Genomic DNA, 12,104 nt, shown 5'->3' on the forward strand with positions numbered 1-12,104 from the left:
CTCAAGCAAGCGCCCGGAATAAAAGAGTCCAACTATCTGAAAAATAAAAAACAGCTAGCTTAACTGGCGTTGATATTACCGTAGGTGACAACATCGTCATCCCTACCCCGCTCAGTACCACGGCAATTAAAAAGTCGATACTCACAAATACCATATATAACTTTAATCCGAGCTCAAATCCTTGGTAAAGATCCAAAACTAAACTACCAAAAAAATACTTGAATGTATCCGTGCTTTCATCAAAATTTATCGGGATATCAATCATAGAAAGCAATAGATTTGTCTTTACTTTGGCTCGCTCAAGCAACTCAGGAAAAAACTCAAACATGTGGCTCGCTAAATAGTACATTGTTATATTTTTAGGATTTTTTTCTTCTTCCATACTTGGATCATAAAACAAATCAAATACTTGTTCTTTTTCTGATTGTTCAGAAAAATAAGGTTTTATACGCTCAATCCCTGGTTTGACATCAGGCCATATACTATTCAACGCCATTAATGCGGCTAGCAAATTAACAACAATAGCAGGTGGGATCTGTTGAGTTCCCACAGCATTTTTTATGATATTCAATACAATGTTATATTTAACAAAGCCAGAAAAGCAGATAAAAAATACCGTTGATAGCAATACTAAAACTAATAATAATAGTAAATTTGCACCCGAGTAAGCATTGTCAGGACTGAGTAACTGGAGCATATTACACCGTTGTTTTTTTAAAGACTAACCAAGTGTTTTTTAAAGATTAACCAAGGCACAAGCGATGACGCCTTGCCTTGATAAAACTAGATATTTCTTGCTGAAGCAATAATTGAGTCTTTTACCGATTTTAAAGTTGTAGTTGCTGTTTGTGCTGCAATACTTTGGTCCGACATTAATTTTTGGAGTTGTAAAGAATCAGAAGCTGAAAGATTGAGTACATTACCGTCTTCATCCTTGCTGTGTTCAGTAAGAAACTGCTCAACAGCCTTATCTGCTTGTGAAATAAAAGACTTAAAAGTATCGGTAACTTCTCTTGTTGTTAAACGTCCATCGATTGTAGGTTTTACTACGGTATCGGCCATTATATTCCATCCTCTCTAATATCAGAAAACAAACGCATGAAAAGCGCTATATCCCTTAAGCTAACAGCATATAGCGCCAATTAAAAATGAATAATTGTGATTTTTCCATGACGGGAAAATTCACTTTTATTCACGCATCCGTTTATAAAATATAATGATGCATTAAAACCAAATTACAGTTACGGAAAATTATGTGGCACACTGATTAGTGATGGATCTAAACTGGATGTATCTAATTTTAACTTTTCCGAATTTGAAAGGGTTTCAATCGTCATAACACCTAAGTTTTCTGTCATGATTATCTGACTTTTTTGTTTTACTTTAACCATAGGTAAAATACCCAATGCATGTTGTTGCATTGAAGAAATACGTTGAAATGTAATTTCCGATAACTTAAAAAGATTGCGTTCAGCCAGGCTACTGCGAGAAAGTTGCTGCTCGAAATTATCTAAAATTTTAGAGGTAGATTTGATATTTTCACTTTCCTTAAGCTGTTTAATAAGATTATCCATCAAATGATTTAGCTGTTTTATATCCATCCGATATTTTGCTGTTGCTTTTATAAAAGACTCACGACCAACATTAAGTAGTTGGCTTTGGCTTTGGGATGATGCTTTTATATCCTTAAGTAACATATGATATGACTTTTCATCAATTAACTGACTTAGAGAGCGTGAGTATTTAGGTCTAATATGAATATAACGACGAATATTGTCAGCCCAACGAGAATGCCAGTTAATACTTTGATCATAGTTTATTTTCAAATGCTCTATCTTATCGGCTGCAATCTCTTTGCTAACTTCATGATAGCCAACCTCTATCGCTTTGAGTAATTGAGGCAGTATTTTAAACACCGATGCTTGTAATTGTGGTTTGTCTGTCAAATTTTCTTGTATCCAATGGCTAAGTTGGACCAGATTATCATTTGGGCTCCCCTGCTGCGTGGCTTCATTAGTCTGGTGTGCTGGTCGATAGATATGAACAAGTTGATCATGCCGAGCAGTTCTTAATTTTGCTCCTATGAATCCTTTTTCATCTATTGCAACAGGAAATGCATGGGTGGATGAAAGAGGAAATAGCATCGTTGTAACACCAGAATCTATTGCTATATTTAGACGGCGAATATAATCAATTTGATCATGCAATTTAGTCTCACCGCCAATCAAAAGAGCGCGTTCATGGCGTCTTTCCAGAGAAATTTCGGCTCCTGCTTTAGCATAAAATCGTGGCATTACCATTGACAAATTGGGGGTTGCATCAATACCTAACTGCATTCTGAGTTCGCTATTAGTCGATACGCATCCTTTTAAAGTTACGGTCCTACCACTCGTGTATTGGGGATTATTTAAATGGTAGTCCAGAGCCTTGTCCCAGTCTTCGGTTTTGAAAAGGTAGCTAAGTACACCTGGTAAGTCATCATCGTTCACATCAAATGCGAAACTTTGCTTACTCTCTTTCAGTGCGATTAACGCTAGTGTCGCCTCAAATGGCAATATCGTAACCAAAGAACCACGCTCATAGACTAAGAGTTTTGCTAGATCCTCCAGACCACCACCTGTACCAAGCATTGCAGTAGCGCTCTTTTGGCCCTGATGTATAAACTGAACTTGTGTTTTGCCATCGCCTTGAGCAACCAACTGACAATCATAATTTTTTTCATAATTAGCCACTACTCCTGCAAAATATCCACCTAAAAAGGGTAAGCCAAAATGAGCAATCCCAGCAAAACCAAAGACACCTTGCTGTGCACTTAATGTTAATGAATCTCCTTTAGGTAAAGATTGCATCCGTTGCGCAATTTGAGTGGCAATTTGATGGGTTTGTGAATGCCCTCCTAGAATTGTTGTCCACACTTTTCCTAAACCATTTTGGTGGTTATGGAGTGACTCTGCCATTCGAAATTGGACTTTCCTCATCTTGCGCCAAGCTTTCATAGAAGGAGAACTGATTTGTATCGCTTGCTGTAATTCATCTGTTTTCTCGCGTAATAACTTATGGCTCAAAGTCAGTAACGGGAGAGTTTGCTTATGGATAACCTCGGGAGCGGACTGACATGCAAGATAAAGTCGAACATTAATCAGCGTACGTTCAATATAGGAGATATAAAGCTCAATGTCTTGATAGTGGAACGAAGTGCATTTGGAGTTTATCAATCTTGTCAGGGTATTCTGCATTGTATTGAGAATGTTATTGAACATGAATGAATGCTCTTTGGCATTCGGATGGGTAAGTAAGCACGAAAGCTTAGAGTTTAACATCGACAAACGCTTAGCTAAGGGGGTATCCAATTGATTTGTATCGCTTGCACTCTCAATTACGATTTGTGCTAGTACTTGTTCACTCATTTTTAATGAGTCAAGTAGCCTTTGCTCAACTTGTTGTAAGGGGGATGATTCTCTGTCTGTACTAGTATCAACGTAGAGACTGAGCGCCACTCGAAGCTTTGAGTCAATAGCATCCAAACTCAACTGCGGATTGGTCAAAAACTGCTTATCCCATTCTCTAACTAAATACCGAGTTGTCGCCAACTGTTTGACCAAACGCTTTTCAGCCATTGCGATCTCAAGAGGTAAACGACGATGATCCCACCGCTGCTTCCCCCAAAGCGCCATGACTTGTAGGCCTGGGTCCATCGCTTTCGCGTAAGATTTAACGGCATCGACTTTTCTACCTAGTTGCCACTTTTCATTACCGCGAGATACTCGATGCTTGATTCCATCAATCCAGCTAGACAATGGGACTAATTGGTTGCCAATATGCTTTATTTTATGTCCAACAAATGGGTTCGCATTAGCAAAATGGTTACCGTTATTAACAGCGAAATGCGCAAATGTAACTGGGGGGGTATCAGAAAAAATCACTCGTGCTGTTTTCGATGAGATTGAATCAAAATCCACATGCTGCATATCAAGGTAACGAACCCGTTGTTCGACTATATTTTCTATACTCGCTGCAATGACAACCTGAAGCCACTTACCACACGGTTTAATATGCTGAATATATTCTCCCGTCGATAAAGGCAAAGGTAACTGCTCTTTACTACCGGTGATACTCAATCTTTGGCTATTTAATGGGTCAATACTGACTTGCGTTTCTACACCATCTTTCAAGGTGAGTTTCACTAAAGGATTACCATTAATCATCTTCTGATCAGGGTTTGCTTTTATATGTGTTTCAACCAAAATTTGATTAGTATTGCCCGTTAATTTTGGCTCAAGCTTAAGAGATGCTGGGTATGTGTTGCCAGTATTTATATTGTTATAAACAACTTGCAGGTTACCATGTTTATCAACCCATAAATGAGTAAAATGCTTATCAGGCAGCTCAATCGGAGCAAAAAAACAATCCGCTTTACGATGATGAAATGGCCGATGACGCCATATTTCTCGTAAAAAACCACGGTTTTTCCCCGCGATAAGAATGATTTGTCCATTTTGAATTGACGCCATCATTTTCAGTCCATGATGTTGCTCTACACAGGTAAGATCAACAAAATTTTGAGCGCTGATGTCCTCTCTGCAAATTGGATTGAAAATTAATCGATTGGTTGCTGAATGTGGCTCTGAACTGATACCAGAAAAAGGCTGTACTGATAGTGTTTGCATAGGGTTTACGGATCCAATTAGTCTATTAAAATCACAACCTACCCCTATTTACTTCACTATTAATAGTTACATAATATAATTTTTTAGGAAAATTTACAGTGGGAAATACTAAAAACTATGGCAACTGGTCAGGTACAGAGACAGCCATCATTCAAAACAAGCAATGAACTCTGAGATATTATTACTTGCTTTGAAATAAGCTAACTCGGCTACAGAAACACCATAAAAAACAGAGTAAAAAATGACGCTATCAATACCAGCATAGCCACAATTAAATAGCCTGAATTTTCTTTTAAAAATGAATAATTCTCGTTAATAGCTTCTGAAGAGAATTCATGATTCATTTTTGAATTCAGCGTAGGTCGGTCAATTAACGTCCTTTCACTGCTCACTACGTTTTTTATTTCGAACGCAGGTGGGGTATCAAGCCATAATGCATCGGTAAATGGTTCATCAGCTATCAACATGTACCCCTCTTTGGGGATAGTCTTAATTTCACAAGAAACCTCTTCAAACACAGCGAGGGATTTACGCAAATTTGAAATAGCTTTAGTCAGCGAAGTATCACTAACCAATACTTTACCCCATACTTTCTCATGGATCTCTTCTTTTAAAATAACATGATTACTCTTCTCGCAGAGAAGCTTCAAAATAGCGGCATCTCGACTACCAAGCCCTACTATTTTTTCATCCGTAAAAATCTCACCTTTCAAACTATCAAAAATGACTTGTTGCCCTAAAACATAGTTCCTTTCCATACACCTATTCTCTTCTATTATTTGATATTATTTTCTTTATAAAAGCACCTAAAGTTCTGATAATAATAAAGATATCCCCAATAAACATTGGAAACTTTCAAAAACAGCAATGTACTTTTCTAAACAAAGAAAATTAGTGTTCAAGCGTGTTCACTTTTTCAATAGAAACACAGTATTGATCATCAACTTTGACTAAAGTACCAATCGCAATCAATTCATTGCCACTTTTCAACATCACTTGTGACTGTGTAAAATCCGGAAAAGATTTTATTTGCCCTTTTTGTAACTGTTGGAGCTCATTTAGAGTCATAGTGCAGTGGCCAATAACAACATCAATAGCAATTTTCATGCTTTATCCCTTAGCGATAGCAACAATAGCTCGGCGTACATCACGAATTTCTTCTTGCGTAGAAGAGAGCTCCGTCATGACATTTTTAAACAACTGTTGGTGGCTGTCTAAATCAACTTGAATCGTGTCACAATAGGCGGTCATCGTAGCGTTCATCGCCTGTAGCTCATTATAATTTACCTCATGTTTCTTAGATTTATCGATGTCCTTTCCAGTAATAGCCGCTACTCCTTGGACATCATTCAAAGATGACGAGATAATTTTATTTATTTCATCTAGGTAATTACTTGAAACACTGTCTCCCAACGGAGTCTTTTTATTATTCTCTGTAGGATTGGTATGAGGTAAGTTATCTTGCATGATTAACCCCCATAAACGATTTATTTCAGCAATTGCTTTTGCTTTATTTTCAATATCTTTTGCCATGCGATCAGCCTTTAGAGTTTGATTGCTGGTATATTGTGATAAAATTTGGTCAATCAATGATAAAGCATCTTTTTTATTCGATGTAAAAAGTGTTTTAAAGAAACTCTCCTTTTCATCTTCATTAGACAATTGAGGGATCTCATTATTTAACAATGATATTTTTTCCTTGTCTGCTTCAGAGCTAGGAACAGTGGACATATAAGGGATAATCATTGACATGTTTTTTTCCTTCTATTTCTTAATTAAATAAATACGTGTGTTTAAACCATTTTTAAATACGACTTTATTGGGATTAATGCTTTGAATCACACCTAATAGTGGAACCTCGCTACCTTCCCAATAACGATCCATCGAATTATAAAGATAACGACCAGCAGTCGTTGAATAAAAAATTGAGTAAGGGAAGGCTTTTTCATCAATAATCTCCGCTTCTCCTTCTCGCGGCTTAACATGGCTTAAAACCTGATGTAATCCCGCTTCTCTTAAGAGCTGTGTTGCTATTTTATGATTAGAAACAAACCAGTCATTACCTTTTTTCTTGAAATCAAGTCCATATTGTCCAAGCAGCGCCATAACTCGGTTATCTATCTCGTTGGTTTCCACTTGTATCTGATCTCGTCCTTCGCGTTGAATAAGTTTCCCGACAAGAGGCTTGCCTGAGGATGCCGAGACTAATTCAAGAGTTAACTGAGATGCTTGCAAATAATCATCTTTACTCACAAGGTTGATATGATTAAGCCAGCTAGTAGGTAAACCCGCTAATGACTTTTCGTCAAAAACATACAGTTTGCCCTCTTTAAGATAACCCGAACCTAATTGTTGTAAGTAACCAACGATTACCGACTTCTCTTGCATCTGAAACAAAAAAAACACAAACCCAGTCAGTAAAATATTGAGTAGTAGACTTGATATGATCAAAGCTCGATACTCTCGGAAACGATAACGCCTTAAACTTGGACGACGCGAGCCTTCCTTAAATAAAAAGAAACTTAACCCTTTAAAGCAATACACTCGGTTGGCAACTAAACGCTTAACTTGACGACTTTTATTAAAGCCTTTGAGCACTGGGACTGCCCCATTCAGCTCAAGCAACAATGTTATATCCATTGGTAAACTTTCAGGCACAATTAATGCTTCAAGATTTTTACTCTCTTTGTTTCCTGTGATCTCAAGCGATGAATCAAGCGGCAAGGTGACCCCATGTAAATGTCCGCCAACAAACTCAATCAACCACATAATCTTTGATCTCTGTACTCAAATATTCCGCAAACTTTACACTTTCACTTAAATATCGAACAAGTTCTTGTGGATATTCAGTGATTGGGCGGTGGCGAATAAAATAAAAAGCTCCGTTACTAAGGCGTGCTAAATAGCCATCGGAACTAAGATGAAATTCGCCGTTCAAATGTAAAGCAAGCTCTGCTCGTGTTGTCAACTCAGGCATTTCCACCAAGATCAATAACTGATTGGCTAACCCTACTCGCTGAGCATCTTCAATACGACACTGGCGCTCACCATATTGACAAGACAAGGCTTCACCAAGCTCCACTTTCATTACTGTACCTTGAGTAAATTGAATAAACTCACTGGCTAACAAAGAGAATCGTCTATTTTGCATTGTTTTTTAGCTTTACCTCAATCATAAAACGGCGTTGAGCCACTCGCTCTTGCGCTGTTGAAAGTGCATTTTCAACACTTCCTCTAATATTAATAGGGATGTTTCTAATCCCTTCTTCGACTAAAAATTCACGTACGACTCGTGAACGTTTATCGGACAGTTGTCGATTCACTGCATATGAGCCCGACGAATCAGCAACGCCATAAACTAATAAGCTTTCAATGGGGAGGGTCTGTAGCTGCTTAACCATCCGCAGAAGAGTATGACGTCCTTGATCTGTTAATTGGTACTGGTTAACAACAAATAAGCTCTCAAACTTTAGTAACCAATGAGTACCATCCAGCTCTGTAACCGTAATTCCATCGCTGCGGCTCCATGCAGAAATATCAAATGCTCGGCTTTTTTTGGGAGCGATAATGTTACTAAATGCGGAATAATTGCCCTCACAATTTTTGACTTCGATCAGTCCATAGCTATTAAGATTAGCGATGTAAAATCGGTTAGACGTTCTAGGTTGAGCAATTTCAATGCATCCACGTTGATGGGGAGATCCGTCCTTATATTCGGGCGCTCTCCGTACCCAAAAATGCAGGTTATCTACATCGGCAACATGAGAATAAACCAGATTATAAATATCTGCTTCCCATTCATAGTCAAGTACTACGTTGTCATCGCGTATTTGATTACCACAAGCGGTCAGAGTGAGCAAACTTGAAAAAATAAAAATTGCCTTATATTTTCTTTGCATTCTTTTGCCTTTTAAGTGCAGATAAAATAATAGCGACATCGTGATAAAATTCCTTAGGGATAAAATCTTCACCATTTTTCATTTTTCGATAGAAGGCTCGGGCCAGCAGTTTATTTTCAATGATAGGTACATTCATTTCTTGCAAACGTTTCCGTTCTTCTTGAGCTAATAAATCTGTGCAAATCTGCAAGACAACGGGAGCCCTATCGATATTTAAGTCATAACATATTGGAACCAAAATATGCGTAGGATTGGCAAGAGCAAACGTCGGATGTCGACCTTTAACTATTGGAGAATCCATTACCTCTCGCATCTTACGTTTTCGCTCAGATTTAATTTCTGGTGACCCTTCGGTCTCCTTCATTTCATTCTTCATTTCCGTGAAGGTCATTCTATTTTTTTGATGAAAGTGATAGCGCTCGACCAAGAAATCAACACTGCCAACACATATACCATAAACGATATAAATAATTGAAACCAGAACAATATAAAACATAAACTTATAGAGAAAATCGCTACTATTGTTCGTTTCTTTTAGTATATTTAACTCACCATTAGTAATATCAAAAACATATTTAATCAAAAATAGAAGAAACAGTAATTCTAGAACCTTGCGTAATGCACGAGAAAGCGCTTCTACACCAAAAATATTTTTAAAACCAGTTACAGGATGGATCTTTTCTATTTTAAATCCTAATGATTCAGTATTGATCACCGTATTATTTATCAGCACCCAACTTATTGTCGCCATCACTAGTTTTATGATTAATACACTACCGATAAATAAACCAAGTATGGACATTACAAGATGAAAGCCAACTTGAGCATCGGCATAAAGCATGACTTCAAACCATTCGTCGTTATGCTTAAACATCAGAAAAATCATGCCACTGAATATCAATACAAAAGCGATTAATTCCAACGTTGGCTCGGCGAGCTCAGTTTTTGGGAACTGGCCCTTTTTTTTTAAATCACGTAATTTCTTGTCAGTCGGTGGATATTTTTTGGGTTCTGTTGATTCCATAAGATGTCCTTAAACTTTAACTTGTAAAGCTTCGGAAGAAGCCACATAAGCGGAATCAGCGATATCACCATGACTGCATATTGGTAAAGTTGAAATAACTTGTTGAAAAAAAGCTTTCACGACCGTTATCTCATTATCATTAACCACCAGAATCGGCTTGTTACCATTTAAGGTTGTTAAACGTAAAATTTCGCTTCGAAGCGCTCGTTGTATACCAAGCAGTTGATCAACGTCTTCCATTTCTCCCATCACAAAAGATTCAATTAACTCTGTTAATGATGGCTCCAAAAGCGCAACGTGAATTTGCCTTTCCTCATTAAGCAGTCGAGAGGTAATTTCATATTTAGCTTGATTACGAATGCGCGTCAGCCAATTTTTGGGTTCATTTTCCATCCGTGACCAATAGATCAATGCTTCAAAAAAACTAACCCGGTCAAGATAAAACTCTGGCGATCGAATCATCTCTTTTAATACATCATGAACTCGATTTAGCCCAATAGCGGCATCGACTTCATTCTTAATAACTTCACTTTCCTTGGCTAAATCTGAAATAATGTTGCTGGTGTACTGTAAATTATATTTCTCAATGAAACGCTTACGCATGAAGTAATCTACAATTTGCGAGATATTATTCAATACATCATCACTACGAATAAAAGCGTCGTCGTTCATTATCTCAACTAAATTATTCATATCAGATTGTGCAAAACTAAACATACGGATATCAGAAACAAACACTTCAATATCGTGCTCTTGTCCTTCATCTACGATAATTGCTGGCATACCAACATGTTGACGCCAGATAGACCGCTCCATCATTTCAAGCCGATGCTGAATAACCATTTGCGCCTGACTATCACGCAAAACGAATTTTAAAGTTTCAAAGACTCCACTTCCTTTGGGCTCAAAACTAATTACGATGCCCGAAACATCAGCATGCTTACTGCGTAAAACTAAAGCGAGAATTGTGCACAAGAATGACAAAGGAAGACAAACATACAACAAATTAAAATTGAATATGCCAAATAATAAAATTACAAACCCGATAATTAGTAAACTTTTCCAAAATGAACGAATTTGTGTCATTAGCTGCCCAATGAAAGGCCTAGACTCTTCTTCAGCACCTTTTATACGAGTTAAATAGACACCACACGCCAATGAGAGCAATAGACTCGGAATTTGAGAAACTAGGCCATCTCCAATCGTGAGGACTGAAAATCGGCTGACACTTTCCGATAATGAGAGATCGAATTGGTTAATACCAACATAAATCCCACCAAATAAATTAACTAAACTGATTAAAATTCCTGCGATCGAGTCACCTTTAACAAACTTCATTGCACCATCTAAAGAGCCAAAAAGTTTATTTTCTGTACTTAAATCTGCACGCAGTTTTTGTGCTTGTTCACCACTAATCAAACCGCTTTTTAGATCACCATCGATAGTCATCTGTCGGCCAGGTAATGCATCAAGTGAGAAGCGTGCCCCCACTTCTGCTACGCGTTCTCCTCCTTTCGTGACGACTAAAAATTGAACAATAGTGATGATGACAAAAATCAGTAATCCAGAAATAAGATTACCCCCCATAACAAACTCACCAACAGTTTCGATGACGTGGCCAACATCCTCGTTAGCGATGATGTTTCGAGTTGTTGCTATCGATAGTAATAGACGGAACGTTGTTAATAAGAGCACTACTGTAGGTAAAAAAGTGACTCTTAATGGCTGATCGTTTTCTAGCATAATAACTAACAGTAATATCGAACTGATAAAACTGAGTAAGATTAAAGAATCAATTACCACACCCGGTAAAGTCACCAATATAATAGTGGGCAACAACAGAGTAATAATGACACTACTCGGGTTAAACATTACTGGGTAACGTTTAAAAAACTGAATCATATCTGCCCCAAACCAATATAAAGCTCGTTAACCAGCTCTGCTGTATTGATACTGACGATACTATCTTGGTTTTCGATGGTAAGAGTGACACCGTTATTATCACGCACAAGCTCAACTTTCAGTGCTTTCATTTCATCTTCAACTTCACCATGCAATACCTCAGTAAGGTGACAAATCAAGTTATCGCTTTGACTAAATTTTGTCAGCCGTGATTGGATCGCTGAAATGATCGAATGCTTTATTTCATCTTTCAAAAAGACTAGGTTTTTTTCTTGCTCTAGTAGTAAAGATTCCAAACGCTCTTCTGCAGTATCTAACCAATGCTTTTGCTGTGCTATCCATTGATCAACGACTGCTTGATAAGTTTCATTAATATGAGAATTTAAAGATCGTTCCTTATCTTCAATCATCTCTATTACTTGTTGCTCGACTATCGCTTGATATTCAGACTGACGATCTTCCATTGCCATCAGTAAAGCTCGTGCTTCGTGGTATATATGCAGTTCAGCTTTTTTGATGACGTTACTGTTTCGGTTACGCTTAAAAGTGATTTGCGGAATACCTTTCTCGGCAGGTTCTATTTCGATATACAATGAGCACCTCTCTTTCATT

Annotated in this window: 12 protein-coding genes; all 12 read right to left on the bottom strand. The window is 37.6% G+C overall.

Annotated elements, in window-relative coordinates; translation table 11 throughout:
- Position 1 precedes the first annotated feature (1 nt).
- Positions 2–697 carry a flagellar type III secretion system pore protein FliP gene (locus tag CCZ37_RS07330; protein ID WP_094500170.1) on the bottom strand — a complete coding sequence of 232 codons (696 nt, stop codon included), beginning with the start codon at positions 695–697 and terminating at the stop codon, positions 2–4.
- A gap of 86 nt (positions 698–783) precedes the next feature.
- On the bottom strand, positions 784–1,062 hold the full coding sequence (locus CCZ37_RS07335) for a hypothetical protein (protein WP_094500171.1): 279 nt from the start codon (positions 1,060–1,062) through the stop codon (positions 784–786).
- Positions 1,063–1,241: 179 nt separating this feature from the next.
- Entirely contained in the window at positions 1,242–4,667 is a 3,426-nt protein-coding gene (locus CCZ37_RS07340) for a hypothetical protein (protein ID WP_094500172.1), read from the bottom strand.
- Between the two features lie 209 nt (positions 4,668–4,876).
- Positions 4,877–5,425 carry a winged helix-turn-helix domain-containing protein gene (locus tag CCZ37_RS07345; RefSeq protein WP_094500173.1) on the bottom strand — a complete coding sequence of 183 codons (549 nt, stop codon included), beginning with the start codon at positions 5,423–5,425 and terminating at the stop codon, positions 4,877–4,879.
- A 133-nt stretch (positions 5,426–5,558) separates the two neighbouring features.
- Complete coding sequence (locus CCZ37_RS07350) at positions 5,559–5,774, bottom strand: FliM/FliN family flagellar motor switch protein (protein WP_094500174.1); 216 nt, start codon at positions 5,772–5,774, stop codon at positions 5,559–5,561.
- Between the two features lie 3 nt (positions 5,775–5,777).
- Positions 5,778–6,419, bottom strand: a complete 642-nt coding sequence (locus CCZ37_RS07355) for a hypothetical protein (protein ID WP_094500175.1) — start codon at positions 6,417–6,419, stop codon at positions 5,778–5,780.
- Positions 6,420–6,431: 12 nt separating this feature from the next.
- Positions 6,432–7,436, bottom strand: a complete 1,005-nt coding sequence (locus CCZ37_RS07360; protein ID WP_094500176.1) for a hypothetical protein — start codon at positions 7,434–7,436, stop codon at positions 6,432–6,434.
- Positions 7,423–7,818 (bottom strand): hypothetical protein, encoded by a 396-nt coding sequence (locus CCZ37_RS07365; protein ID WP_094500177.1) that lies wholly within the window; start codon positions 7,816–7,818, stop codon positions 7,423–7,425. The genes CCZ37_RS07360 and CCZ37_RS07365 overlap by 14 nt, the downstream gene beginning before the upstream one ends.
- The gene (locus tag CCZ37_RS07370) at positions 7,808–8,566 is read right to left on the bottom strand and encodes an OmpA family protein (RefSeq protein WP_094500178.1); all 759 of its coding nucleotides are present in this window, start codon (positions 8,564–8,566) and stop codon (positions 7,808–7,810) included. The genes CCZ37_RS07365 and CCZ37_RS07370 overlap by 11 nt, the downstream gene beginning before the upstream one ends.
- Complete coding sequence (locus tag CCZ37_RS07375; RefSeq protein WP_094500179.1) at positions 8,550–9,590, bottom strand: EscU/YscU/HrcU family type III secretion system export apparatus switch protein; 1,041 nt, start codon at positions 9,588–9,590, stop codon at positions 8,550–8,552. The genes CCZ37_RS07370 and CCZ37_RS07375 overlap by 17 nt, the downstream gene beginning before the upstream one ends.
- A gap of 9 nt (positions 9,591–9,599) precedes the next feature.
- Positions 9,600–11,492: an FHIPEP family type III secretion protein gene (locus tag CCZ37_RS07380; RefSeq protein ID WP_094500180.1), complete on the bottom strand. Its 1,893-nt coding sequence runs from the start codon at positions 11,490–11,492 to the stop codon at positions 9,600–9,602.
- Positions 11,489–12,085 (bottom strand): hypothetical protein, encoded by a 597-nt coding sequence (locus CCZ37_RS07385; RefSeq protein ID WP_094500181.1) that lies wholly within the window; start codon positions 12,083–12,085, stop codon positions 11,489–11,491. Before CCZ37_RS07385 ends, CCZ37_RS07380 begins: the two co-directional genes overlap by 4 nt.
- Between the last annotated feature and the right edge of the window lie 19 nt (positions 12,086–12,104).

The organism is Vibrio qinghaiensis, from assembly GCF_002257545.1.
GTDB lineage: Bacteria > Pseudomonadota > Gammaproteobacteria > Enterobacterales > Vibrionaceae > Vibrio > Vibrio ordalii.